The following is a 23,476-nucleotide window of genomic DNA, read 5'->3' as shown; positions in this document are numbered from 1 at the left end:
TTCCCGATGCCTCCTGGCAACCTCAACCCACAGAACGTGCTCGGCGGTTCCATCAAGGACCGCGTGCGCCCCGCCAATGCGGCCGAGCTCGACGGTATTCCGTGGCTGCCCACGCTCACGCCCGCCGAGCGCCGCCGCGCCGAGGCCACGCTCGTGGTCGGCGAGGCCGAGCCCGGCGACCTGGTGTGCCGCGTCGGGCGTTCGCCCACCTACTGGTTCGGCGTGGTCGAGGGGTTGCTGAAGATGAGCAACGACAACGCCGACGGCGGCTCGGTCACCTACACCGGCGTGCCGCCCGGCGGCTGGTTCGGCGAGGGCACGGTGATGAAGCGCGAGCCCTACCGCTACAACATCCAGGCGCTGCGCCGCAGCCTCGTGGCGGGGCTGCCGATCGAGAGCTTCCACTGGCTGCTCGACCACTCCATCGGCTTCAACCGCTTCGTGATGAACCAGCTCAACGAGCGGCTGGGCCAGTTCATCGCGGCGCTGGAGATCGACCGCCTGAACAACCCCGACGCGCGCGTGGCGCGCAACCTGGTGTCGCTGTTCAACCCGGTGCTGTACCCCGGCGTGGGCGAGGTCTTGCGCATCACGCAGCAGGAACTGGCGTACCTTGTCGGCCTGTCGCGCCAGCGCGTGAACGAGGCGCTCAATGCGCTGTCGGCCCAGGGGCTGATCCGCGTGGAGTACGGTGGCCTGCGCGTGCTCGACCTGCCGGGCCTGCGCGCCACCGCGATGTCCAGCCGCAAGAACAACAGCACCTCGAACTGAAAGAAAAAAACATGGCCCTCTCCGACCACCTGCAGATCGTGCCCGCCGACGCCCAGGCGAGCTTTCTGCCGCCGCAGCAGCAACAGGCCACGCAGGCCCGCAACGAGGAAGACGACGGCCCGACGCTCGAAGAAGCCATCGACCGCGCCGAGGCCTTGGGCGAACAGATCGACGCGCTCAACGAGATCCTGGCGCGCCCGCTCAAGGACATCCTGGCCGACCGCGAGAAGTCGGAAGAAGCCGCGCTGGCCTGGGACCGCTTCGGCGCGATGTGGATGCTGTCGCAGCGCGCCATGCGCCGCGTCGCGCTCGACCTGGCGGCGCAGCTCGGCGTGAGCGAGGAAGAGGTCGTGGCGCGCGCCATGGCGAACGCCAATGCGGTGCTCAACGGCGCGGACGAGGTCGACCTCGGCGGCTCCATCGCGCCCGCGCAGCTGCAGCACATCGCCCGCCACCGCAACTTCCTTCGCGCCCAGTTCCGTACCGGCTGACGCGCGCGGCCTTTCGATATCCCTTAGCCTTGCGGCCTTCTCCTGCTCCCACACACCCATGACCACCTCCGCTTCTTCCCACCTCACCGTCATCACCGGCGCCTCGCGCGGCCTGGGCCGTGCCATGGCCGAACAGCTGCTGCAGGCCGGCCACACGGTGCTCGGCATCGCGCGCAAGTCCTCGCCCGAACTCGCCGAAGCCCCCAAGGCCGGCGGCGCCGAACTGACGCAATGGGAGCAGGACCTGTCCGACCCGGTGGCCGCCGCGGCGCGCCTGTCGGACTGGCTGCGCACGCTGGACGGCCAGCGCTTCGACAGCGTCACGCTCATCAACAACGCCGGCACTGTCGGCAACCCCGCGCCGCTGTCGCGCGCCGTGCCGGCCGAACTGGCGCAGGCGCTGCGCATCGGGCTCGAAGCGCCGATGCTGCTCACGGCCGCTTTTCTCGGCGGCACGCGCGAATGGCGCGGCGCGCGCAAGGTGCTGAACATCTCGTCGGGCCTGGGCCGCAACGCCCTGGGCAGCCAGGCGCCGTACTGCGCGGCCAAGGCCGGCATGGACCATTTCTCCCGCGCCGTGGCGCTCGAAGAGGCGCATGCGCCGAACGGCGCGCGCATCGTGTCGCTGGCGCCCGGCATCATCGACACCGACATGCAGGTGCAGCTGCGCGGCGCTTCGGCCGAACAGTTCCCGGACCGCACGCGCTTCGTGAGCATGAAGGAAGAAGGCCGGCTCGACAGCCCCCAGAGCGCCGCGGCCAAGGTCCTCGCCTACCTGGCGCGCGCGGACTTCGGCAGCAACCCCGTGGCCGACGTGCGCGACCCGGCCTGAACGCGACGACCACATCATGGCCACCGCAAAGTCATCGACACCGTCGAATACAAGCTCTTCCCGTCGCCGAGGAACGTGCACCGCATCGTCTTCGAGCACCAGGTGTTCGTGCCCTACCCGTACGCGCTGATCGTGATGGACGAGTTCTATTTCAAGGGCCGCTACAGCCTGTTCTCGGCCTGCCGCATGAGCGACGGGAAGATGGGGCAGGTGGCGACGTTCGAGGACGCGGCGGACGTGGAAATCTTCAATACGAAGTTCGTGCCTGACTGAGCTCGCCGCCAGGCTTCGCGCACTTCGTGTCGCTTCGCCAACCCCCTACCGGGGGCAACACCAGCGGCCCGGCAAAGCCGGTTCCGCGGTGTTCCTGGTATGAAAACCCCTCTTACTCGATCGTCGCGCCCGAGGCCTGCACGATCCCCTTCCACTTCTCGTAGTCGGTCTTCAGCAGCGCGCCGAACTGCTCCGGCGTCATGCTTTGCGGCTCGGCGCCCTGGGCAATGATGGCCGCCTTCATTTCGGGCGTGGCCAGCAGCTTGTTGATCGCCGCGTTCAGCGTGGCGACCACGTCCTTGGGCGTGCCGGCCGGCACGAAGACGCCGTACCAGGTGCTCACGTCGAAGTCCTTGTAGCCCAGCTCGGCCACGGTGGGCGTGTCGGGCAGCGAGGTGCTGCGCTTGGCGGAGGTGACGGCCAGTGGGCGCAGCTTGCCGGCCTTGATCTGCGCCATGGCCGAAGGCACCGACGACACCATCAGGTCGACGTTGCCCGCGAGCACGTCCATCATGGCTGCGTTGGAGCCCTTGTAGGGCACGTGGCGCATCTTGATCTTGGCGGCGCCGTTGAAGATCTCGCCGGCCAGGTGGATGGTGGTGCCGTTGCCCGGCGAGCCGTAGGTGACGGTGTCGGGCGCGGCGCGCGCGGCCTTCACCACGTCGTCGAGCGTCTTGAACTTGGAGTTGGCCTGCGTGACGATCACCACGGGCGTGTAGGCCACGTGGGCCACGGCCGTGAGGTCCTTCACCGGGCTGTAGCTCAGGCTCTTGTAGAGCCAGGGCGCGACGACCATGTTGTCCTTCTGGCCCATCACGATGTCGTAGCCCGTGGGCGTGGCGCGCGCGGCCTCGGCGATGCCGATGGTGCCGCCGGCGCCCGCGCGGTTGTCGGGCACCACGGTCCAGTGGTTGGCCTCGGTGAGCTTCTGCGCGACCAGGCGCGCCAGGATGTCGGTGCCGCCGCCGGGCGGGAAGGGCACGACCATGCGGATGGGCTTGGCGGGGTAAGCGGCGGTCTGGGCGTGGGCCGGGGCGGTGGCCGCCACGGCGGTGAAGGCCAGCGCAAAGGCCAGCGGACGGAGGAAGTTCGATGGGGTCATGGGGGCATTGTCTCGTTCTGGGGGCAAGGGGGATGCAGTCTGCCGGAAGTGCCGGCGCGGGGTTTTCGCGGTTCGCGATGGCCCTCGTCTCGGCTGGCGGGGGCAGAACACGGGGCGGTGCGTACTTTCGGACGCCTTGACACCGCCCATCGCGCGTCGAATACTCCACCAAATGGTTGAGTATTTCTGGCTCGCCCGGCGCTCGGCGGCTTCCGGGCGCCCATCCTCTTTGCAGGAGGCTTCCATGCTCGGACACATCAACGCAGTGGCCAACCTGGCGGTGAAAGACCTCGCCGTGGCCCGACGCTTCTACGAAGACACGCTCGGCCTGGCGCAGGTCGACGCCGAAGGCGACGAGGTCGTCGTCTACCGCAGCGGCAACACGCGGCTCAATGTCTACCGCTCGGCCTTCGCGGGCACCAACCAGGCCACGGCCGTGACCTGGTCGGTCGACGGCGACATCGAGCGCCTCGTGGCCGCGCTCAAGGCCAAGGGCGTGCGCTTCGAGCACTACGACATGCCCGGCACCACGCTCGCGGGCGACATCCACGTCATGGGCGAGATGAAGGTCGCGTGGTTCAAGGACCCGGACGGGAACATCCTGAACCTCATCAACGTCTGAGCAACCCCTGTCCATCCGGCATCCCCCGTTTGGGGGAAGCCAAGGGCGACGCGCTGCGGACAATTCCTCCTGCCATGCACCGGCCTGGCATGGAGGAGTTTCTACATGCGCGCACCGTCGCCCGAGCAACCAACGTTTGAGCCACCCGCGCGCCCCGAGCGCGTCGCGGTCATCGCCATCCACGGCGTGGCCGACCAGAAGGCCGGCGACACGGCCCGCGCCATCGCCTCGCTGATGCTCAACCACCCCGGCCCCGGCGCCACCTACCGCCAGGCCGACTGCGACAGCCACCTGTTGCCGGTGCCGCCGCTGACCTCGATGGTGCAGCAGCGCACCGGGCATCAGGACAAGAACGAGAAGGCCGCGACGGAAGGCGGCGCCGCGCAGAAGGCCTACGTGCCGCCCGTGCGCAAGGCAATGCGGCAGTCGAAGACCTCGGACTTCAGCGCCGACGACTGGATCTCGACCGCCGAGTCCGACGACGCGGGCGTGGTGCGCGCCGCCAAGGGGCGTGGGCCGCTCACGCCGCGCGAGTTGAAGCGGAGCAACCCCGACATCGCCTTCAGCGACTACCTGCTGTTCAAGTCGCAGCGCGCCGAGCCCGACCACGAGGCCTACGAGGCCACGCGCGTGCGCATGACGCGCGACGCCACCGATGCCCACGGGCAGCCGGTGCAGCAGCGCATCGATGTGCACGAGATGTACTGGGCCGACCTGTCGCGCCTGCCGGGCTCGGTGGCGCGCATCGTCGCCGAGCTGTTCACCATCGTGTTCCGCCTCTCGCAGCTGGGCCGCGACGCGGTGGACCGCGCCGCCGAGGCGGCTGGTGTGAACAGGAAGCCCAGGCCTCCGGGCGCGCGGCGCTGGGCCTGCCTGGCGAAGCTGCAGACCGCGCTCGACTGGGCCTTTGCCAACCTGCTGGCGAACCTCTTCCTGCAGCTGCTGCTGGTCGGGCTGGTGATCGCGGGGCTCGGTGGGCTGGCGCGGGTCGAGCCCGCGCCCCACGCGTTGTCGCTCACCGAACTGCTGCGCCGGGTGCTGGCCGTCGCAGTGCCGGTGCTGGCGATCTGGTGGTACTGCTACCAGGCGCGCACTCAGGCTTCCTCGCGGATCGTGGTGGGCCTGTACGCGCTCTTGGCGGGCTGGTTCCTGTGGGCGCTGGTGCCCGCGCACTGGGTGGTCGGCGTGGCCTGGCTGGCGCTGCTCGCCGCGTTGGCCGACCGTGCCCTGCGCATCGCGCGCGACCGCTTTCCGGCGGCGCGCACCTGGGGGCTGGGGCTGATGGCGCTGACCGCGGCGGCGCTGCTGGTGCATGTGGCGATCAACGCCTCGGCCGCCGGCGCCACGGACGACCTGCGCCACTGGGTGCGCGCCGGCATGCGGGTGGTCGAGTACCTGCTGCTGGGCGTCGTGGCCTGGTGGGGCGTGGCCGGCGTGCTGCTCATCGCCTGGCTGCTCGCCGGGGAGACGGTGCCCGACCGCGACGCGGCCGCGCGCGCCAGCATCGCCACGGGGCGGCTCGGGCTGTTCGTGTCGCTGGCGGCGTTCGTGGCACTGACGATGGTGGCCTGGGCCGTGCTGACCAATCTGGTGGAGTTGGGTGCACGGGGCGTTTCTTATGCGCCGTTCTGGTTTTCCAAGGACATGTGCTGGGGCGACGGTGCGAACTTTCTGCACGACCGCTATGAACGGAGCACGCAGGCCTTCGCCTTGACGGCCGGCCTCACGCTGTCGCTGCTGGCCTATCTGGTGGCGGTGCTGGTGCCCAGCCTGTTCGCCGAGCTCAAGGTGGCCTTCGGCACCTCGCAGGGCCTGGGCCGCTGGCTCGGCGCGGGCTACCGGCGGCTGGACCGCTTCGTCGCCGTGCTGACCAGCGCCAGCGTGGTGGTCGCTTTCGCGGTGGCCCTGTTGCTGGTGCTCAAGCAGTGCAACGTCTCGGTCGGCGGGTGGGTCGACGATGCGGTGATCTGGGTGTCGGCGCTGTCGCAAAGCGGCCTCAAGCCGCTGATCTTCACCGCCGCCACGCTGGCCGCCGCCGTCTCGCTGCTCGGCGGTTTTCTCACGCGCACCGTGCCGGGCCTGCGCATGCCGCTCGACGTGGCGCTGGACGTCGACGGCCACTTCCGCGAGTTCCCGCGCCGCGCCATCCCGCGCGCGCGCATCTTCTCGCGCTACGTGTCGCTGCTGGAGCACGTGGCGGCGCAGGGCTACGACCGCATCGTGATCGTGGCCCACAGCCAGGGCACGGTGATCTCCACCGAGCTGCTGCGCTACCTGCAGTTCCGCGCCGCGCAGCAGGTCGATGCGCGGGTGACCGAGCTCTGGGCGGCGCTGAACAGGAGCCGGCTCCTGCTGCTCACTGCCGGCTGCCCGCTGCGCCAGCTGTATGCGGCGCGCTTTCCGCACCTCTACGGCTGGGTGACGGCGGAAGACGCGAACGGCGGCGGGCCGAGCGCGGCCCAGGTCGGCGTGGCCCGCTGGGTCAACCTCTACACGGCGGGCGACTACGTGGGCCGCTGGCTCTGGGGCGCGGACGACAAGCCCTACGAGCAGGTGACGACGCCGCCGGCCTGGTGCGTCGCGGCCGAGCACGAGGCCTGCCTCGGCCTGGGCGCCCACACCCACTACTTCGACCTCGACCAGGCGTACGTGGCGCGCTGGATCGACTGGATGGTGACGGCGCGCCCATGAAAAAAGCCGGCCCGCAGGCCGGCTTTTTCTTCATGCCGAAAGCATGGGCTTCAGCCGAAGTTCTTGGCCGCGAAGTCCCAGTTGGCCAGCTTGGCCAGGAAGGTCTCGACGAACTTCGGGCGCAGGTTGCGGTAGTCGATGTAGTACGCGTGTTCCCACACGTCCACCGTCAGCAGCGCGGTGTCGGCGGTGGTCAGCGGCGTGCCGGCGGCGCCGGTGTTCACGATGTCCACCGAACCGTCGGCCTTCTTCACCAGCCACGTCCAGCCCGAACCGAAGTTGCCCACGGCCGACTTCACGAAGGCTTCCTTGAAGGCGTCGTAGCTGCCCCACTTGGCGTCGATGGCCTTGGCCAGCGCGCCGGTGGGTGCGCCGCCGCCCTGGGGCTTCATGCAGTTCCAGAAGAAGGTGTGGTTCCAGATCTGGGCGGCGTTGTTGTAGATGCCGCCGCTGGACTTCTTGACGATCTCTTCGAGCGTCATCGCTTCGAACTCGGTGCCCTTTTGCAGGTTGTTCAGGTTCACCACGTAGGCGTTGTGGTGCTTGCCGTGGTGGTATTCGAGCGTTTCCTTCGAATACTCGGGGGCCAGCGCGTCGATGGCGTACGGCAGCGGGGGAAGGGTGTGTTCCATGGTGGAGTCTTTCTTTCTAGTTGGTGGAAGGGAAAAAACAGTTCGATGCCTCAGGCGCGGGCCTTGGGCACGATGCGGTAGGCGCAGCGCCGCGCGCCCGCGAGCACGTGCTCGACACGGCTCACGTCGGCCTCGGGCCCCAGCACCTCGTCGAAGAGCTGCAGCTCGCTGCGGCAAAAGCCCGTGCAGGCCTGCGCCGCGGTGCAGATGGGGCAGTGGTTCTCGATGAAGAGAAAGCCGTCGCCCTCGGCCCGGTACTCGGCCATGTAGCCCTCGCGGCTGCGGATGTCCGCGAGCCGTTCGAGCCGCGTCTCGAGGTTGCGCGCGCCGCGCATGGCCTCGGTGTAGGTGGCGCGCATGGTGGCTTCGCGCGCGCCGATGAGCTGGTCCATGCCCTTTTCGCCGAACACGCTGATCACGGCGCTGATCATCTGCACCGTCATCTCGGCGTGCGTGTCGGGAAAGCGCCGGTGGCCCTCGCCGGTGAGCCGCCAGATCTGGGTCGGACGGCCGCGGCCGCTGGAGCGGCTTTCGGCGTCCACCAGCCCTTCGGTCTCGAGCTTGGACATCTGCTGGCGCACCGCCTCGACCGTCACGTGCAGCACCTTGGCGATGTCGGGGATGCCGAGCGCGCCACGGGTCTTCAGCGTGGACAGGATGCGGTCTGCCGGCTGGTGCGGCATCCAGGTGGGCTTGGTGGCATCGGGGGCGGACATGGCGGCTTCGGTCGTGGGGGAAAACAGCGTCATTGTCAGGTGGTTGGCCCTCCCTTCGCATCCGTGGGCGCTTGCCAGCCTCCGCCCAGTGCTTTGTAAAGCGCGACGAGGCTGGTGAACGAGGCCGTTTCGGCCTCGGCCACGGCATCCTGCGCGCGCAGCAGGGTGCGCTGCGCGTCGAGCACGCTCAGGTAGGGCGCGGCGCCTTCGCGGTAGCGCACTTCGGCCAGCTCGGCGGCGCGGCCGCTGCGGGCCGAGGCCTCCAGCAGCCGCTGCAGGCGCAGCTGGTTCTGGCCGTAGCCGGTGAGGGCGCTTTCGACGTCCTCGATGGCGCGCAGCACGGTCTGTTCGTAGACGGCGCGCTCGCCCTCGGCACGCGCTTCGGCGCCGCGCAGGCGGGCCTTGACCGAGCCCAGCCGCAGCGCAGGCCAGCTCACGCCGGGCGTGACGCTGAAGGCGCGGCTCGACGAACTGCCCAGGTCGGCACCGCGCAGTGCGATGAAGCCCAGGAAGCCGCCGATGTCGACGCGCGGGTACAGCTCGGCCGTGGCCGCGCCCACGTCGGCCGTGCTGGCGGCCAGGCCGCGTTCGGCGCGCAGCACGTCGGGCCGGCGGCGCAGCAACTCGCCCAGGTCGCCGATGGGCAGGCGCTTGTCGAGCACGCGCAGCGGGTGCGGCTGCAGCATCGGTGTCAGCTCGGCCGGGCGCAGGCCCGCCAGCACGGCGACGCGGTGCGCGGCCTGGCGGCGCGTGGTCTCGAGCGCGGGCAGCTGGCTTTCGGTGCTGGCCAGGTTGGCCTGCGCGCTCGCCAGGTCGCCTTCGAGGCCGCGCCCGGTGCGCACCTGCGCCTCGGTCACGCGCAGGCTCTGGCGCAGGCTGTCGAGGGTGCGCTGCGTCACGGCCAGGCGCTGCTCGGCGCCACGCATCTCGTAGTAGTTGCGCGCCAGTTCGGCCACGGCCACGATGCGCACCTGCGCGAGGTCGGCCGCGCTGGCCTGGGCGCGCGCGGTGGCGGCTTCGTCCAGGCGCTGCAGCCGGCCGAACAGGTCGATCTCCCAGCCGGCGTCGAAGCCGGCGCGGCTGCTCTGGGCCAGCGTGCGCGCATCGGCCGGCACGCCGTTACCCTGCGCGATGCTGCGCGTCTTGCTGGCGCCCAGCGTCACCACGGGCAGGCGGTCGAGCTCGGCTTCGGTCTGCATCGCACGCGCTTCCAGCAGCCGCGCGTGGGCGATGCGGATGTCGTGGTTGCCGGCCAGTGCGCGCTCGATGAGCGCGTCGAGCTGCGGGTCGTCGAGCTGGCGCCACCAGTCGCGCTGCACCGCGTCGGGCGCGAACAGCGCGCGCTCGGGGGCGGCGATGGCTACCGGCGCGTCGTTCGGCGCGGCGTACTTCGGCCCGACCGCACAGCCGGCCAGCACCAGCAGGCTGAGGGCGAACGGTGCGGCGTAGGAGAAGGGTCTTCTTGTCGTCATGGTCATGCTCCCGGTGTCTCAGACGGTGTCGCCGGCAGGCTCGCGCGCCACGAGCGCCTCGAGTTCGGCGGCGCGCTGCGAGCGGCCCACCGTGCGGTGGTCGCGCGCCAGCAGCGTGTACATGGTGGGCAGCACGAACAGCGTGAACAGCGTGCCCACCAGCATGCCGACCACGATCACCAGGCCGATGCTGAAGCGGCTGTTGGCGCCCGCGCCGCTGGCGAACAGCAGCGGCACCAGGCCCACCACCATCGCGGCCGTGGTCATCAGGATCGGGCGCAGCCGGATGCGTGCAGCCTGCTCGATGGCGGCGCGGCGCTCCAGGTTCAGGCGCTCCTGGATCTCGTTGGCGAACTCCACCATCAGGATGCCGTGCTTGCTGATGAGCCCGATGAGCGTCACCAGCCCGATCTGCGTGTAGATGTTGATGGCGGCAAAGCCCAGCGCCAGCGGCACCAGCGCGCCGCAGATCGACATCGGCACGCTGACCAGGATGATCAGCGGGTCGCGCAGGCTCTCGTACTGCGCGGCCAGCACCAGGTAGATCACCACGATCGCGAACACGAAGGCCATCACCAGCGCCGAGCCTTCCTGCGTGAACTGGCGCGCGTCCGATTGCCAGTCGTAGCTGAAGCCGGCCGGCAGCTTCTTGGCCTCTTCGCTGAGGAACGCCACGGCGTCGCCCATGGTCACGCCCGGCATCGGAATGGCCTGGAAGGTCGCGGCGTTGAGCTGGTTGAACTGCGTGAGCTTGTTGGGCCCCACGCTGGTCGACAGCTGCACCAGGTTGGCCAGCGGCACGGGCTGGCCGCTCGCGCTCTTCACGAAGTAGCGCGACAGGGCCTCGGCCGTGAGCCGCTGGTCGCGCGGCGACTGCGGGATCACGTCGTACGAGCGCCCGTCCATGCCGAAGCGGTTGACGTAGTTCTCGCCCACCAGCACGGCCAGCGTGTCGCCGATGGCCTTCATGGTCACGCCCATGCTGTTGGCCTTGGCGCGGTCCACGCGCACCTCGGTCACGGGGTTGTTGAACTCCAGGTCGCTGTCGACCACGGCGAACTTGCCGCTCTCGCGCGCCGCCTTCTTCAGCGTTTCCATCGCCTCGAACACGCTGCGGTGGTCGCCCGCGCTGCGGATCACCATCTGCACCGGAAGCCCACCGGTCGAACCGGGAAGCGACGGCAGCTGAAAGGCGAACACGCTGCTGCCCTCGACCTCGTTCATGCCGCCCTGCACGTCGCCCTGGATCTGGTCGGCGTTGCGCTGGCGAGCGTTCCAGTCGGACAGCTGCACGCCGCCGATGCTGTTGGAGACGCCGTCCGAGCCGTTGATGAGCCAGCGGCCGGTGTTCTCGGGCAGCTTGGCCAGCACCTCGTCCCACTTCTGGCCGAACTTTTCGACGTAGTCGATGTTGGCGTGCTGCGGCGACTTGATGACGGTCATCACCATCGCCTGGTCTTCGCCCGGCGCCAGCTCGCGCTGCGCCGCGTTGTACAGAAAAGGCAGACTCACGAGCACGGCCGCCGCCAGCAGGCCCGTGACCCAGCGGTGGTGCAGCGACACGTCGAGCAGCCGCCCGTAGGCCGTGGCGAGCTTGTGGAAGAAGGCCTCGGCATAGCGCGCCATGCGGCCCGCCGTGGCGTCCTGCGGCAGCAGGAACGAGCTCATCACCGGCGACAGCGTGAGCGCGATCACGCCCGACACCACCACCGCGCCGGCCAGCGTGAAGGCGAACTCCTTGAACAGCGACCCCGTGAGCCCGCCCATGAGGCCGATGGGTGCGTACACCGCGGCCAGCGTGAGCGTCATCGCGATCACCGGGCCGGCCACTTCGCGTGCGCCGATCAGTGCGGCCTGCACGCGCGACTTGCCTTCCTCGATGTGGCGGTGCACGTTCTCGACCACCACGATGGCGTCGTCCACCACCAGCCCGATGGCCAGCACCATCGCCAGCAGCGTGAGCAGGTTGATGCTGAAGCCGAACAGCAGCATCAGCGCCGCCGCGCCCAGCATCGACAGCGGAATCGTCACCACCGGGATGAGCACCGCGCGCAGCGAGCCCAGGCACAGGAAGATCACCAGCACCACGATGGCGATCGCTTCGAGCAGCGTCTTCTGCACCTCGTCGATCGAGGCCTCGATGAAGCGCGCGAGCTCGAAAGGCAGCTGCACCTCCACGCCCGGCGGCAGGTTCTGCTTGATGCCGGGCAGCAGGTCGCGGATGCGCTTCACGATCACCAGCGGGTTTCCGTTGGGCGCCGCTTGCAGGCCCAGGTAGATGGCCTTGTCGCCGTCCATCGTCGCGCTGCTGTCGGCGCTCGCCGCGCCGAGCTCCACCGTGGCCACGTCGCCCAGGCGCACGATGGCGTCGCTTCCACCGTCGGTCTGGCGCTTGATGACCATGTCGCGGAACTCGGCCACGTTCACCAGGTCGGTGTTCACGCGGATGTTCGACACCACGTACAGGCCCTTCACCTGCCCGGGGGCGGCCTGCACGTTGTTCTGGCGCAGCGCGTCGGCCAGCTCGCCGGCCGAGATGCCGCGCGCGGCCATGCGGTTGGCGTCCAGCCACACGCGCATCGCCAGCGTCTGCCCGCCCGACACCTCGACGCCCGAGACGCCCTCGATCGACGCGAACTGCGGCTGCACCACGCGCGAGAGGTAGTCGGTGAGCTGCGGCACGGGCATCGTCTTGCTCGAGAAGCCCACGTACGCGACGGCCGTGGCCTCGCCCGACGACTTGAGGATCACCGGGTCGAAGGCCTCGGCCGGCAGCCGGTACTTCACCTGGCTGACCTGCGCCATCGCCTGCGTGAGCGCCTGGTTGGCGTCGGCGTTGAGCTTCATGCGCACGCTGATCACGCTGCGGCCCAGCGTGGAGGACGACGAAAGGTAGTCGACGTTCTCGATGGTCGCCACCGCCTGCGCGATCGGCTGCGTGACAAAGCCCTGCATCAGCTCCGGCGAGGCGCCGGGGTACTGCGTGGTGATGGTGAGCGTGGTGCTTTCGGTGAGCGGGTACTGGCGCACCGGCAGGTCGACCAGCGCGCGCGCGCCGAGCAAAAGGATGAGCGTGCTCACCACCAGCGCCAGCACGGGCCGGCGCACGAAGAGGTCGGTGAACTTCATGACTTCGCGTCCTGCAGGGCCAGCGTGTCCTTCGCGGCCGGGGCCACGGCGGCGCCGTTGTACAGACGCAGCTGGCCCGAGGTGACGACCTGCTCGCCGGCCTTCAGGCCCTGCTCGACCACGACCAGGCCGTCTTGCCGCTCGCCGGTCTTCACGAACACCTGCTGCACCGAGAAGCCGTCGCCCTTGTCGCCGGCGCGCACCACGAACACCGAGTCGCCGTGCGTGCTGTAGGTGATGGCGGTTTCAGGCACCGCGATGGCGTCGGCGCGCGCGGGCAGCGCCACCTTGGCGTTGACGTACATGCCGGGCGTGAGCGCGCCGTCGGCGTTGTCGACCGTGGCCTGCAGCCGCACGGTGCGCGTGTCGCTGCCGATCATGGGCTCGATGGCGCTGAGCTTCGCGGGGAACACGCGGCCCGGGTAGGCATCGACCGCGAGCGCCACCGCCTGGTTGCGCCTGAGCGCCGGCAGCGCGTTCTCGGGCAGCGTGAGGTTGGCGAACAGCGTGCGCGCATCGGTGAGCGACACCAGCGCATCGCCGGCGCGCACGAACTGGCCGAGGTTGACCTTGCGGATGCCCAGCACGCCGTCGAACGGCGCCTTGATGTGCTTTTGCTCGATGAGCGCCTGCACGCGGCGCAGCTCGCCGCTGGCCTGGTCGAAGGCGGCTTGCGCCTGTTCCATCTGCTCCTGCGTGGCGGCCTGCTGCGGCAGCAGGCGCCGCGTGCGTTCGAGCAGGGCCCTGGCATTGGCCTGCTGGGCGCGCAGCCGTTCGAGGTCGCCCTGTTCGGGCGCGTCGTTCAGCTGCACCAGCAGCTGGCCGGCACGCACCTGCGCGCCCGGCGTGAACAGGATCTTCGCGACCCGGCCCTCCACCTCGGCCGGCACCTCGACCTGCCGGTTGGCCTCCAGCGTGCCGATGCCGCCGAGAAAGCGCGCCATCTCGGTCTGCCGCGCGGGGGCCACCGCCACCTTGGCCGGCGGCATGGCGCCGCCCTGTGCATGGGCCGGCTGGAACTTCGCCACGAGCCCGTAGCCCGCCGCGCCCAGCACCGCGACCGTGAGACCGGCGCCGAGCCAGGTCCTGGATTGTTTGTTCATACGCAACCTGCTTTTTTATCAAAGAAAGTGCTTTGATTATTAGATCGCGTCCGAATGCTGTCGAGAAAGACGTGGCAATGGCCCCGATAGGGCAGGGCTATCTTTGGCGTGGCGTGCATGGTGGGTGCTCCGGGTGGTTGCGCGGGGACATCCCCGCACCCCGAAGACGGGCAGCGCGTCGCTTTTGTGACGCGGCGCCGGCGTGCAATCGCCATACGGCCGCCGGGACATCGCTCGCTGCGCCAGGCGCCGATGTACATTGCGACCTGCGCATGAACCTATTCAGCATGGCCACCAAACCCCGTAAGAAGTCCGCGGCTGTCACCGAGGACGAGGTCTTCGACATGGCCGCCGACCTGTTCCGGGCCATGGCCGCGCCCATGCGGCTGAAGATCGTGAGCCTGCTGTGCAACGGCGAGAAGAACGTGAGCGAGCTGCTCGCGCAGATCGACACCACGCAGCCCAACATGTCGCAGCACCTGAACACGCTCTACCAGGCGGGCGTGCTCGCCCGACGCCGCGATGGCGTGAGCATCTACTACAGCATCGCGAACGAGACCGTGGTGGCGCTGTGCCGCAGCATCTGCGTGCAGATCGCCATCGAACAGGAATAAGAAGAGAAGAAGAAGGCCGGCGTCAGCCGGCTTTCGCGCCTCAGGGCTTCAGGTAGACGTAGCCTTCCTTCGCCTGCAGCCGCGCCACCTCGGCCACGCCCGAGGGCACCACCTTAGTTTCCATCAGCAGCTTGCCCGCGTCGATGTTGCGCGTGGTCAGCGTGTTGTTGCACACCTTGAACTCCACGCCGCGTCCGGCCAGCGCGCTCACCGGGCCGCTGAACTCGCGGCCCCGGCTGTCCTTGGCGTCGCTCAGCAGGAAGTCGATGCCGGGGCCGTGCGTGACGACGACGATCTTCGCCTTCGGGTCCGCGTTCAGGTGGTTCGTGATGTTCGCCAGGATGGCGGCGCTGCTCTCCACGCCGGTGTTGACGTGGTAGACCACCTTGGTCTCCTGCGCGCCCGCGAACGTGGCGACCATGGCGAGCAGGAAAGCGATGAATGCGTGTCTCATGGGGAAACCCTCTGGCTGTTGTCGTTGCCCGCAAAATATCATCTTCTGCTTATATTTACAGCCGGGCAAGCCCGCGGCCCTCGCCGCCCAGCCCGCAGGAGACGACCCACGATGTTCCCGTGCCGGCCCACCGCCGTTCGCGCGAAGGCGCTGTTGATGTGCGCTGCGCTCTGGCTGAGCGCCAGTGCCGCGTTCGCCGCGCCCGAGATCCGCCCGCTGCCGGTGGCGCCCGACATCTACTACGTGCAGGGCATCCCCGCGCTGGGCTCGAAGGAGAACCAGAACTTCATCTCCAACGCCGGCTTCGTCGTCACGCGCGACAGCGTCGTGATGATCGACGCGCTCGGCTCGCCCGCCGTTGCCGAGCGCATGGTGGAAGAGATCCGCAAGCTCACGCCCAAGCCGATCAGCCACGTCATCCTCACGCACTACCACGCCGACCACATCTACGGCCTGCAGGTGTTCAAGGCGCTGGGCGCGCAGATCGTGGCGCACGCGCGGGGCAAGAGCTACCTCACGTCCGACACCGCGCGGCTGCGGCTCGAGGCCTCGCGCCAGGAGCTCGCGCCGTGGATCGACGAGCGCACGCGGCTGGTGCCGGCCGATGTGTGGATCGACGGGCGCACCGAGCTCACCATCGGCGGCACGCGCTTCGTGATCCAGCCCGCCGGCCCCGCGCACACGCCCGAAGACCTGGCCATCTTCCTGCCGCAGCAGAAGGTGCTGTTCACCGGCGACATCGTGTTCCGCAACCGCACGCCCTACGTGGGCTCGGCCGACAGCCGGCACTGGATCGCGTCGCTCGACGCGCTGCTCGCGCTCGACGCACGCACCATCGTGCCGGGCCACGGCCCCGCGTCGGACGACCCCGCGCAAGACCTGCGGCAGACGCGCGACTACCTCGTCTTCCTGCGCGGCGCGATGCAGAAGGCCGCCACCGAGATGACGCCCTTCGACGAGGCCTACGCCGCCACCGACTGGTCGCGCTTCGAGGCCTGGCCGCTGTTCAAGGTGGCCAACCGCATGAACGCCTACAACACCTACCTGCTGCTGGAGCAGGAGGCGCGATGAGCGGCGACCGCACGCGCCGGCAGCTCGTCGCGGGCCTGGCCGCGTGGTGCGTGGCGCCGATGGCGGTCCATGCGGCCGACGTGCAGTTGCCCGCGCCTGCCTCGCTGGCCGGCGCGCTCGCCGCGGCGCTGGCCCGCGCGCAACCGCTGGTCGTCATGGCCAGCCTGCAGGGCTGCCCCTTCTGCAAGATCGCGCGCGAGCACTACCTCATGCCCGAACTCGCCGCGGGCCTGCCCGTGGTGCAGATCGACTTTCGTGATCAACGCATGGCGCGCGACTTCGACGGCACCACGCGCACGCACGACGCGCTCATCAAGGCGTGGCACGTCAGCGTCGCGCCGACCGTGCTCTTCTTCGGCCGCAACGGCCGCGAGGTCGCCGAGCGCCTGACCGGCGGCGACTCGGACTTCTACGGCGCCTACCTCGAAGCACGCCTGCAGCAAGCGCGCACCGCCGTCCGCAGCTGACGTTATGCATGGCGAAACCGAACGGGTTTCCCCCAAGGGCAAAGCCCTTCCCTTGTTCACGATCGTCCCTAAAATCAATACATAACGATTTACTTATTTAACGATGAAACCGGCCGCTTCGGGGCGCGTTTCGAGGAGACCGAATTGAAGTTGCTGCTGCCGTCGCTTGCCGTCGCTGTCACCGCCTTGCTGCTGTCGACACCGGCCCTTGCCAACAAGGAGCTGGCCCAGAAGAACGCCTGCCTCGCCTGCCACGCGGTCGACAAGAAGCTGGTCGGCCCGGCCTACCTCGACGTCGCGAAGAAGTACACCGGCCAGGCCGACGCGCTCGCCGCGCTCACCGCGAGCATCCAGAAGGGCAGCACCGGCAAGTGGGGCGCCGTGCCCATGCCCGCGCAGCCCGCGATGAGCGAGGCCGATGCCAAGGCGCTGGCCGCCTGGGTGTTGGGCGGCGCCAAGTAAGGCCCACGGACGCGACGCGATGAGCGGCAGCATCCAGCAGACCGGGCAGGTGCGCAAGGCACCCGAGAACTTTCTCGACGCACAGGGCGTGCGCGCCGTCTTCGCCGAAGCCGGCAAGGGGCGGCGCGACTTCATCCGCAACGCCTTCGCGGCCGCCGTTGCAGGCACCGCAGCGACGTCGTCCGCGTTCGCGCAATCGCGCACCGTTGTGGGCGACGGCGACCCCGCCATATTGAATCTGCCCGCGCACAGCACGGGCCTCGGCCAGCCGGTGGTCACCGACGGCTACGGCAAGCCTTCCAAATACGAAGCCAACGTGCAGCGCCGCCAGAGCCCGGGGCTCACGCCGACCGCGCAGGCCTCGGTGTCGTTCGCGCCGCTGCAGTCGCTGTTCGGCATCGTCACGCCCAGCGGCCTGCACTTCGAGCGGCACCACCAGGGCTGGTGGGACATCGATCCGTCCAAGCACCGCCTGATGGTCAACGGCATGGTGAAGACGCCGAAGGTCTTCACGCTCGACGAGCTGATGCGCCTGCCCTCGGTGTCGCGCTTTCACTTCATCGAGTGCGGCGCCAACACCGGCATGGAGTGGGGCAACGTCGCCGTGCCCACGGCCCAGTACACGCACGGCATGCTGTCGTGCAGCGAGTTCACCGGCGTGCCGCTGATCACGCTGCTCGAGATGGCGGGCGCCGATCTGAAGGGCGAGCGCTTCGTGCTCGCCGAAGGCGCCGACGGTTCGTCGATGACGCGCACCATTCCCATGAGCCTCATCCGCTCGGGCGAAGTGCTCGTGGCCTACGGCCAGAACGGCGAGATGTTGCGGCCCGAGCAGGGCTATCCGCTGCGGCTCGTGGTGCCCGGCGTGCAGGGCGTGAGCTGGGTCAAGTACCTGCGCCGCATCGAGCTCGGCGACCAGCCCTACGGCGCCAAGGACGAGACCGTGCACTACGTCGACCTCATGCCCGACGGCCAGCACCGCCAGTACACCAGCATCCAGGAATGCAAGAGCGTCGTGACCACGCCCTCGGGCGGGCAGATGCTGCTCGACAAGGGCTTCTACAACATCACCGGCCTCGCGTGGTCGGGGCGCGGCAAGGTGAAGCGCGTGGACGTGAGCGTGGACGGCGGGCGCAACTGGCGCACCGCGCGGCTCGAATCGCCCGTGCTCTCGAAGTGCCTCACGCGCTTCAACATCGACTGGGTGTGGGACGGCACGCCCGCGATCATCCAGAGCCGCGCGATCGACGACACCGGCTACGTGCAGCCCAGCTACAAGCAGCTGCGCGCGGTGCGCGGCACGCGCTCGATCTATCACAACAACGCCATCCAGTCGTGGCAGGTGCAGGCGAACGGGGAGGTGGCGAATGTCCAGCTTTCCTAAGCGCGCGCTGCTGTTGCTGGTCTTCGCTGGCAGCGCAGCCGCATGGGCACAGCCCAAGGCGGCAGGCTACGCCGGCATCGGCCGCGACGCCACGCCCAAGGAAGTGGCCGCGTGGGACATCGACGTGCGCCCCGACTTCAAGGGCCTGCCGCCCGGCTCGGGCTCCGTCACGCGCGGGCAGGACCTGTGGGAAGGCAAGTGCGCCTCGTGCCACGGCGTGTTCGGCGAATCGAACCAGGTGTTCAGCCCGATCGTCGGCGGCACCACCGCAGAAGACATCAAGAGCGGCCACGTCGTGCGCCTGAAAGACCCGGCCTTCCCGGGCCGCACCACGCTGATGAAGGTCACGAGCCTGTCGACCGTGTGGGACTACGTGTACCGCGCCATGCCGTGGAACCAGCCCAAGTCGCTGACGCCCGACGACGTGTATGCCGTCACCGCCTACATGCTGAACCTCGGCGGCATCGTGCCCGACGACTTCACGCTGTCCGACAAGAACATCCGCGAGGTGCAGGCCCGCATGCCCAACCGCAACGGCGGCACCACCGCGCATGCGATGTGGCCCGGCAGCGAGTTCGGCCGCGCGGCCAAGCCCGACGTGTCGGCCGTGGCCTGCATGCGCGACTGCGTGCCGGCGGCGTCGTCCGTCGCGCAACTGCCGGCGCATGCGCGCGGCAGCCACGGCAACCTCGCCGACCAGAACCGGCTGGTGGGCGCACAGCGCGGCATCGCCACCGCAGCGCCGGCTGCCGCCGCCGTGAAGACCAGCGCACCGGCCGCGGCACCGAAGGTGCCCGTGGCGCTGCTCGAGAAGAACAGCTGCACTGCCTGCCACGGCATGACGCAGAAGCTCGTCGGCCCCGCCTTCTCGGACATCGCGAAGAAGTACCCCGGCCAGACCGACCACCTGCTGCAGAAGATCAAGGCGGGCAGCACCGGTGTCTGGGGGGCGATCCCGATGCCGCCGCAGACCCTCGGCGACGATGATGCCAAGGCCATCGCACGCTGGCTCGCCGACAGCGCCGGACCATGATTCGACAGGAGACAACCCCATGAAAAACCGCAGACAGATGCTCACGCAGTCCGCCGCCCTCGCAGGCCTGGCGGCCACCGCCGGCTGGCTCCCCGCCACCGCGTTCGCCTATTCGAAAGACGCCTTCGACGCCAAGAGCGTGGCCGACGCGCTCAAGGCCGTCGGCGTCACCGGCGCGCCCACCGAGAGCAAGGACGTCACCATCACCGGACCCGACATCGCCGAGAACGGCGCCGTGGTGCCGCTCAGCGTGGCCACCACCTTGCCCGGCGTGAAGCAGCTCATGCTGCTGGTCGAGAAGAACCCCAACGCCGTGGTCGCGATCTTCAACACCTCGGAGTTCGTCGAGTCGAACTTCACCACGCGCGCCAAGCTGGGCCAGTCGTCCGATGTGTACGCGATCGCGGTCATGAACGACGGCAAGGCGCTCTTCGCCAAGAAGGAAGTCAAGGTCACCCTCGGCGGCTGCGGCGGCTGAGCGACGGGCTTCACACACAGAACACGACGAGAAGAAGGAGACCACCATGGCAGATCCCATGCGCATCCGCGCCCAGGCCGCGGGCGACAAGACGACCGTGCGCATCCTCATGGCGCACGAAATGGAAACCGGCCAGCGCAAGGACGCCGCCGGCAAGACGATCCCCGCCTGGTTCATCCAGGAGGTCACGGCCTCGCTCAACGGCAAGACCGTGCTCACGGCCGACTGGGGCCCCGCGGTGTCGAAGAACCCCTTCATGCAGTTCACGCTGAAGGGCGCGAAGGCCGGCGACAAGATCGCCGTCACCTGGAAGGACAACCGCGGCGACACCCGCACCGACGAAGCCACCGTCAGCTGACGCTTTCTTCGACCACGCGGGCTATCGATTGATCGCTCGCGTGTTGTGTTCCCCACGAGAAAAAAAGGCGGCCCCATGAGGACAACCACATGCCTGAGCCTGCTGGTGCTGGCCGGCAGCATCGCACTGCCCGCCGCGGCGCAGAAGACCACGGCCGAAGGCATCGCCGAGTACCGCGCGCTGCTGCAGGACGGCAACCCCGCCGAACTGTTCGAGGCCAAGGGCGAAGACCTCTGGAAACAGAAGCGCGGCCCCAAGGCCGCGTCGATGGAGAAGTGCGACCTCGGCAAGGGCCCGGGCGTGGTGAAGGGCGCGTTCGCCGAACTGCCGCGCTACTTTCCCGACACCGGCCGCGTGCAGGACATGGAATCGCGCCTGCTCACCTGCATGGAAACGCTGCAGGGCTTCGACGCCGCCGCCATCGCCAAGACGCCGTTCGGCCAGGGCGAGCAGAAGAACCTCGAGGGGCTGGTGGCGTGGATCTCGGCCGAATCGAAAGGCCTGCCGCTGAACCTGCCGCAGTCGCACGCGAGCGAACGCCGCGCCTACGAAGTGGGCAAGCGCCTGTTCTTCCTGCGCGCCGGCCCGCACGACTTTGCCTGCGCCACCTGCCACGGCGCCGACGGCAAGCGCATCCGCCTGCAGGACCTGCCCAACCTCACGAAGAACCCCGGTGCCGGTGAAGGCTTCGGCGCCTGGCCGGCGTACCGCGTGTCGTCCGGCGAACTGTGGGGCATGCAGCGTCGACTGAACGACTGCTTCCGCCAGCAGCGCTTTCCGTACCCGGGCTACGCCAGCGACGTGACCGTGGCGCTGGCCGTGTACATGGGCGTCAACGGCAAGGGCGGCAAGACCACCGCGCCCGCCATCAAGCGCTGAAGGAGCCACGCCATGAAGTCTGATCATTTCTTCGGCCTGGCCGCCGTGGCCTGCGCGCTCACCGTGTTCGGCTGCGCGTCCGTCGACAGCGCCGCCGAGCTCGACAAGCTCACCGCCGACGCGCTGCAGCGCTCCTTCCGCGACCAGGGCATCGCCAAGGTCGACCGCCTCGTGCAAGACCCGGCCAACCTCGCGTGCAGCGAAGCCGAGGCCAGCGGCAAGCCGCTGGACGAGCAGCGAACCAAGGAGATCGAGGCCGCCAACATGAAGACCGTGCGCTGGCCTTCGGACGGCAAGTTCGTCGGCGACTGGCGCGAGGGCGAGAAGATCGCGCAGAACGGCCGCGGCCTCACCTGGACCGACGCTGCCAATGCGGCCAACGGCGGCAATTGCTACAACTGCCATCAGATGTCGAAGGAAGAAATCTCCTTCGGCACGCTCGGCCCGAGCCTGTACCACTACGGCAAGCTGCGCGGCGTGAGCGACCCGGCCAGCGCCGCGTCCAAGCCCATCGTCGAATACACCTGGGGCAAGCTGTGGAACGCGCGCGCCTACAACGCCTGCTCGAACATGCCGCGCGTCGGCCATTCCGGCATCCTCAACGAGAAGCAGATCCGCGACGTGATGGGCTTGCTGCTCGACCCCCAGTCTCCCGTCAACCGCTGAACGCCCGGCTTCTTCCTTCATGAACCTTTCCAAGCGCGAGTTCGTCCAGATGCTCGGTGCCGGCGCAGTCGCCGGCCTGGGCCTGGGCCGCCACGGCAGCAGCATGGCCGCCGGCCTCGACGGCATGTACACCGTGCCGGCCTTCGGCAACGTGTCGATGCTGCACATGACCGACTGCCACGCGCAGCTCAAGCCGCTGTACTTCCGTGAACCGGGGGTCAACATCGGCGTGGGGAACATGCGCGGCAAGGTGCCGCATCTCGTGGGCGAGCACCTGCTGAAGGCCGCCGGTGTGAAGCCCGGCACGCGCATGGCGCATGCGCTCACCTACCTCGACTTCGACAAGGCCGCGCAGCGTTACGGCAAGGTCGGCGGCTTCGCGCATCTGGCCACGCTGGTCAAGCAGCTCAAGGCCAGCCGCCCCGGCGCGCTGCTGCTCGATGGCGGCGACACCTGGCAGGGCTCGGCCACCTCGCTGTGGACCGATGCGCAGGACATGGTCGACGCATGCAAGCTGCTCGGCGTCGACGTGATGACCGGGCACTGGGAGTTCACCTACGGCATGGCGCGGGTGCAGCAGATCATCGAGAAGGACTTTGCGGGCAAGGTCGAGTTCGTGGCGCAGAACGTCAAGACCGCCGACTTCGGCGACCCGGTGTTCAAGCCCTATGTGATGCGCGAGATCAACGGCGTGCCCTGCGCCATCATCGGCCAGGCCTTTCCGTACACGCCCATCGCCAACCCGCGCTACATGGTGGCCGACTGGACCTTCGGCATCCAGGACGACAACCTGCAGCGCGTGGTGAACGAGGCGCGCGGCAAGGGCGCGCAGGTGGTGGTGGTGCTGTCGCACAACGGCATGGACGTCGACCTGAAGATGGCCAGCCGCGTCACCGGCATCGACGCCATCCTGGGCGGCCACACGCACGACGGCACGCCCATGCCCACGCTCGTGAGCAACGCGGGCGGCAAGACCATCGTGGTCAACGGCGGCTCCAACGGCAAGTTCCTCGGCGTGATCGACTTCGACGTCAAGGGCAAGAAGGTGAGCGACTTCCGCTACCGCCTGCTGCCCGTGTTCTCCGACCTCATTCCGGCCGACAAGGAGATGGACGCGCTCATCACCCGCGTGCGCGCGCCCTACGAGGCCAAGCTGGCCGAAACCCTCGCGCACACCGACGGCGCGCTGTACCGGCGCGGCAATTTCAACGGCACCGGCGACCAGCTGCTGCTCGACGCCCTCATGGAAGTGCAGGACGCACCCATCGCCTTCTCGCCCGGCTTCCGCTGGGGCACCTCGCTGCTGCCCGGCCAGGCGATCACGCGCGAATGGCTGATGGACATGACGGCCACCACCTACTCGTACGCGACCGTCACGCAGATGACCGGCGAGACGCTCAAGACCGTGCTCGAAGACGTGTGCGACAACCTCTTCAACCCCGACCCCTACTACCAGCAGGGCGGCGACATGGTGCGCGTGGGCGGGCTGCAATACACCTGCGACCCGACCGCCGCCATGGGTCAGCGCATCCAGGACATGCGCCTGGGCGGCAAGCCCATCGACGCCAATCGCAGCTACAAGGTCGCGGGCTGGGCGCCCGTGAGCGAAGAGGCGCGCACCGCCGGCAACAAGCCGGTGTGGGAAGTCATCGAGCCGTGGCTGAAGTCGCGCAAGGTGGTGACCACGCGCCGGCTCGACGAACCCGTGCTGAAGAACATCGCGCCGAACCCCGGCCTGGGCTGAATGGGCCCCCGCACGCGCGGGGTCGCTCCCTA

Annotated in this window: 24 protein-coding genes; 17 read left to right on the top strand and 7 right to left on the bottom strand. The window is 69.0% G+C overall.

The features are described 5' to 3' along the window. Nucleotides 1-6 precede the first annotated feature (6 nt). Genes ACAM52_RS31920 through ACAM52_RS31905 form a run of 4 tightly spaced genes read left to right on the top strand, consistent with a single transcriptional unit; the run spans nt 7 to nt 2,367 of the window. A complete protein-coding gene (locus ACAM52_RS31920; protein ID WP_062473884.1) occupies nt 7-771 on the top strand; it encodes a Crp/Fnr family transcriptional regulator in 765 nt (254 codons plus the stop codon). Nucleotides 772-782: 11 nt separating this feature from the next. Beyond that, nucleotides 783-1,262, top strand: coding sequence for a hypothetical protein (locus ACAM52_RS31915; RefSeq protein ID WP_062473882.1), 480 nt, complete (start codon nt 783-785; stop codon nt 1,260-1,262). 58 nt (nt 1,263-1,320) lie between these two features. Continuing rightward, nucleotides 1,321-2,094, top strand: coding sequence for an SDR family NAD(P)-dependent oxidoreductase (locus ACAM52_RS31910; RefSeq protein ID WP_369645524.1), 774 nt, complete (start codon nt 1,321-1,323; stop codon nt 2,092-2,094). A gap of 33 nt (nt 2,095-2,127) precedes the next feature. Further along, nucleotides 2,128-2,367 carry a hypothetical protein gene (locus ACAM52_RS31905; protein ID WP_369647810.1) on the top strand — a complete coding sequence of 80 codons (240 nt, stop codon included), beginning with the start codon at nt 2,128-2,130 and terminating at the stop codon, nt 2,365-2,367. Between the two features lie 112 nt (nt 2,368-2,479). Here the strand turns inward: ACAM52_RS31905 and ACAM52_RS31900 are convergent, their stop codons facing one another. Beyond that, nucleotides 2,480-3,469 (bottom strand): tripartite tricarboxylate transporter substrate binding protein, encoded by a 990-nt coding sequence (locus tag ACAM52_RS31900; protein ID WP_307581986.1) that lies wholly within the window; start codon nt 3,467-3,469, stop codon nt 2,480-2,482. A gap of 244 nt (nt 3,470-3,713) precedes the next feature. Between ACAM52_RS31900 and ACAM52_RS31895 the strand changes: the two genes are divergently transcribed. After that, complete coding sequence (locus tag ACAM52_RS31895; protein ID WP_369645523.1) at nt 3,714-4,091, top strand: VOC family protein; 378 nt, start codon at nt 3,714-3,716, stop codon at nt 4,089-4,091. 105 nt (nt 4,092-4,196) lie between these two features. Beyond that, on the top strand, nt 4,197-6,782 hold the full coding sequence (locus tag ACAM52_RS31890) for a hypothetical protein (protein ID WP_369645522.1): 2,586 nt from the start codon (nt 4,197-4,199) through the stop codon (nt 6,780-6,782). Nucleotides 6,783-6,832: 50 nt separating this feature from the next. Here ACAM52_RS31890 and ACAM52_RS31885 read toward each other — a convergent pair whose 3' ends face one another. From ACAM52_RS31885 to ACAM52_RS31865, 5 genes are read right to left on the bottom strand one after another with little or no spacing between them, the layout of a single operon-like run. Then, complete coding sequence (locus ACAM52_RS31885; RefSeq protein ID WP_307581983.1) at nt 6,833-7,414, bottom strand: superoxide dismutase; 582 nt, start codon at nt 7,412-7,414, stop codon at nt 6,833-6,835. Between the two features lie 50 nt (nt 7,415-7,464). Continuing rightward, the gene (locus ACAM52_RS31880; protein WP_070063058.1) at nt 7,465-8,130 is read right to left on the bottom strand and encodes a metalloregulator ArsR/SmtB family transcription factor; all 666 of its coding nucleotides are present in this window, start codon (nt 8,128-8,130) and stop codon (nt 7,465-7,467) included. A gap of 35 nt (nt 8,131-8,165) precedes the next feature. Then, the gene (locus tag ACAM52_RS31875) at nt 8,166-9,602 is read right to left on the bottom strand and encodes an efflux transporter outer membrane subunit (RefSeq protein ID WP_369645521.1); all 1,437 of its coding nucleotides are present in this window, start codon (nt 9,600-9,602) and stop codon (nt 8,166-8,168) included. An 18-nt stretch (nt 9,603-9,620) separates the two neighbouring features. Next, nucleotides 9,621-12,731, bottom strand: a complete 3,111-nt coding sequence (locus ACAM52_RS31870) for a MexW/MexI family multidrug efflux RND transporter permease subunit (protein ID WP_369645520.1) — start codon at nt 12,729-12,731, stop codon at nt 9,621-9,623. Continuing rightward, a complete protein-coding gene (locus tag ACAM52_RS31865) occupies nt 12,728-13,834 on the bottom strand; it encodes an efflux RND transporter periplasmic adaptor subunit (RefSeq protein ID WP_369645519.1) in 1,107 nt (368 codons plus the stop codon). The genes ACAM52_RS31870 and ACAM52_RS31865 overlap by 4 nt, the downstream gene beginning before the upstream one ends. 287 nt (nt 13,835-14,121) lie before the next feature. Here ACAM52_RS31865 and ACAM52_RS31860 point away from each other — a divergent pair, with 287 nt between their 5' ends. Beyond that, on the top strand, nt 14,122-14,448 hold the full coding sequence (locus ACAM52_RS31860) for a metalloregulator ArsR/SmtB family transcription factor (RefSeq protein ID WP_062473861.1): 327 nt from the start codon (nt 14,122-14,124) through the stop codon (nt 14,446-14,448). A 40-nt stretch (nt 14,449-14,488) separates the two neighbouring features. Here ACAM52_RS31860 and ACAM52_RS31855 read toward each other — a convergent pair whose 3' ends face one another. After that, the gene (locus tag ACAM52_RS31855; RefSeq protein ID WP_070063008.1) at nt 14,489-14,902 is read right to left on the bottom strand and encodes a DsrE family protein; all 414 of its coding nucleotides are present in this window, start codon (nt 14,900-14,902) and stop codon (nt 14,489-14,491) included. Between the two features lie 111 nt (nt 14,903-15,013). On the opposite strand from ACAM52_RS31855, the gene ACAM52_RS31850 reads away from it, so the two are divergent. From ACAM52_RS31850 to soxB, 10 genes are all read left to right on the top strand, one after another. Then, nucleotides 15,014-15,973 carry an MBL fold metallo-hydrolase gene (locus ACAM52_RS31850; RefSeq protein WP_369630537.1) on the top strand — a complete coding sequence of 320 codons (960 nt, stop codon included), beginning with the start codon at nt 15,014-15,016 and terminating at the stop codon, nt 15,971-15,973. After that, nucleotides 15,970-16,440, top strand: a complete 471-nt coding sequence (locus ACAM52_RS31845) for a hypothetical protein (protein WP_369645518.1) — start codon at nt 15,970-15,972, stop codon at nt 16,438-16,440. The genes ACAM52_RS31850 and ACAM52_RS31845 overlap by 4 nt, the downstream gene beginning before the upstream one ends. A gap of 144 nt (nt 16,441-16,584) precedes the next feature. Further along, the gene (locus ACAM52_RS31840) at nt 16,585-16,902 is read left to right on the top strand and encodes a c-type cytochrome (protein ID WP_062473853.1); all 318 of its coding nucleotides are present in this window, start codon (nt 16,585-16,587) and stop codon (nt 16,900-16,902) included. Between the two features lie 19 nt (nt 16,903-16,921). After that, nucleotides 16,922-18,286, top strand: a complete 1,365-nt coding sequence (gene soxC, locus ACAM52_RS31835; RefSeq protein WP_369645517.1) for a sulfite dehydrogenase — start codon at nt 16,922-16,924, stop codon at nt 18,284-18,286. Beyond that, nucleotides 18,270-19,319 (top strand): c-type cytochrome, encoded by a 1,050-nt coding sequence (locus ACAM52_RS31830; protein WP_369645516.1) that lies wholly within the window; start codon nt 18,270-18,272, stop codon nt 19,317-19,319. The genes soxC and ACAM52_RS31830 overlap by 17 nt, the downstream gene beginning before the upstream one ends. A 19-nt stretch (nt 19,320-19,338) precedes the next feature. Next, nucleotides 19,339-19,797: a thiosulfate oxidation carrier protein SoxY gene (soxY, locus tag ACAM52_RS31825; protein WP_369645515.1), complete on the top strand. Its 459-nt coding sequence runs from the start codon at nt 19,339-19,341 to the stop codon at nt 19,795-19,797. A 46-nt stretch (nt 19,798-19,843) separates the two neighbouring features. Beyond that, nucleotides 19,844-20,155, top strand: a complete 312-nt coding sequence (gene soxZ, locus ACAM52_RS31820) for a thiosulfate oxidation carrier complex protein SoxZ (RefSeq protein WP_172438442.1) — start codon at nt 19,844-19,846, stop codon at nt 20,153-20,155. A gap of 75 nt (nt 20,156-20,230) precedes the next feature. After that, nucleotides 20,231-21,034: a sulfur oxidation c-type cytochrome SoxA gene (gene soxA / locus ACAM52_RS31815; RefSeq protein WP_062473848.1), complete on the top strand. Its 804-nt coding sequence runs from the start codon at nt 20,231-20,233 to the stop codon at nt 21,032-21,034. Nucleotides 21,035-21,046: 12 nt separating this feature from the next. Continuing rightward, complete coding sequence (soxX, locus tag ACAM52_RS31810) at nt 21,047-21,700, top strand: sulfur oxidation c-type cytochrome SoxX (RefSeq protein WP_095747116.1); 654 nt, start codon at nt 21,047-21,049, stop codon at nt 21,698-21,700. A gap of 19 nt (nt 21,701-21,719) precedes the next feature. Next, on the top strand, nt 21,720-23,444 hold the full coding sequence (gene soxB, locus ACAM52_RS31805) for a thiosulfohydrolase SoxB (RefSeq protein WP_369645514.1): 1,725 nt from the start codon (nt 21,720-21,722) through the stop codon (nt 23,442-23,444). Nucleotides 23,445-23,476 lie beyond the last annotated feature (32 nt).

It is taken from the genome of Variovorax sp. V118, from assembly GCF_041154445.1.
GTDB classification, from domain to species: Bacteria; Pseudomonadota; Gammaproteobacteria; order Burkholderiales; family Burkholderiaceae_C; genus Variovorax; species Variovorax boronicumulans.
The sequence above is the reverse complement of the archived record's forward strand: the minus strand, read 5'-3'. Positions and strand labels throughout refer to the sequence as shown.

Excerpts from the sequence above, each read along its gene's own strand:
- ACAM52_RS31920 (WP_062473884.1), top strand. The coding sequence starts at position 7 with ATGCCTCCTGGCAACCTCAACCCACAGAACGTGCTCGGCGGTTCCATC.
- ACAM52_RS31915 (WP_062473882.1), top strand. The coding sequence starts at position 783 with ATGGCCCTCTCCGACCACCTGCAGATCGTGCCCGCCGACGCCCAGGCG.
- ACAM52_RS31910 (WP_369645524.1), top strand. The coding sequence starts at position 1,321 with ATGACCACCTCCGCTTCTTCCCACCTCACCGTCATCACCGGCGCCTCG.
- ACAM52_RS31900 (WP_307581986.1), bottom strand. The coding sequence starts at position 3,469 with ATGACCCCATCGAACTTCCTCCGTCCGCTGGCCTTTGCGCTGGCCTTC.
- ACAM52_RS31895 (WP_369645523.1), top strand. The coding sequence starts at position 3,714 with ATGCTCGGACACATCAACGCAGTGGCCAACCTGGCGGTGAAAGACCTC.
- ACAM52_RS31890 (WP_369645522.1), top strand. The coding sequence starts at position 4,197 with ATGCGCGCACCGTCGCCCGAGCAACCAACGTTTGAGCCACCCGCGCGC.
- ACAM52_RS31885 (WP_307581983.1), bottom strand. The coding sequence starts at position 7,414 with ATGGAACACACCCTTCCCCCGCTGCCGTACGCCATCGACGCGCTGGCC.
- ACAM52_RS31880 (WP_070063058.1), bottom strand. The coding sequence starts at position 8,130 with ATGTCCGCCCCCGATGCCACCAAGCCCACCTGGATGCCGCACCAGCCG.
- ACAM52_RS31875 (WP_369645521.1), bottom strand. The coding sequence starts at position 9,602 with ATGACGACAAGAAGACCCTTCTCCTACGCCGCACCGTTCGCCCTCAGC.
- ACAM52_RS31870 (WP_369645520.1), bottom strand. The coding sequence starts at position 12,731 with ATGAAGTTCACCGACCTCTTCGTGCGCCGGCCCGTGCTGGCGCTGGTG.
- ACAM52_RS31865 (WP_369645519.1), bottom strand. The coding sequence starts at position 13,834 with ATGAACAAACAATCCAGGACCTGGCTCGGCGCCGGTCTCACGGTCGCG.
- ACAM52_RS31860 (WP_062473861.1), top strand. The coding sequence starts at position 14,122 with ATGGCCACCAAACCCCGTAAGAAGTCCGCGGCTGTCACCGAGGACGAG.
- ACAM52_RS31855 (WP_070063008.1), bottom strand. The coding sequence starts at position 14,902 with ATGAGACACGCATTCATCGCTTTCCTGCTCGCCATGGTCGCCACGTTC.
- ACAM52_RS31850 (WP_369630537.1), top strand. The coding sequence starts at position 15,014 with ATGTTCCCGTGCCGGCCCACCGCCGTTCGCGCGAAGGCGCTGTTGATG.
- ACAM52_RS31845 (WP_369645518.1), top strand. The coding sequence starts at position 15,970 with ATGAGCGGCGACCGCACGCGCCGGCAGCTCGTCGCGGGCCTGGCCGCG.
- soxC (WP_369645517.1), top strand. The coding sequence starts at position 16,922 with ATGAGCGGCAGCATCCAGCAGACCGGGCAGGTGCGCAAGGCACCCGAG.
- ACAM52_RS31830 (WP_369645516.1), top strand. The coding sequence starts at position 18,270 with ATGTCCAGCTTTCCTAAGCGCGCGCTGCTGTTGCTGGTCTTCGCTGGC.
- soxY (WP_369645515.1), top strand. The coding sequence starts at position 19,339 with ATGAAAAACCGCAGACAGATGCTCACGCAGTCCGCCGCCCTCGCAGGC.
- soxZ (WP_172438442.1), top strand. The coding sequence starts at position 19,844 with ATGGCAGATCCCATGCGCATCCGCGCCCAGGCCGCGGGCGACAAGACG.
- soxA (WP_062473848.1), top strand. The coding sequence starts at position 20,231 with ATGAGGACAACCACATGCCTGAGCCTGCTGGTGCTGGCCGGCAGCATC.
- soxX (WP_095747116.1), top strand. The coding sequence starts at position 21,047 with ATGAAGTCTGATCATTTCTTCGGCCTGGCCGCCGTGGCCTGCGCGCTC.
- soxB (WP_369645514.1), top strand. The coding sequence starts at position 21,720 with ATGAACCTTTCCAAGCGCGAGTTCGTCCAGATGCTCGGTGCCGGCGCA.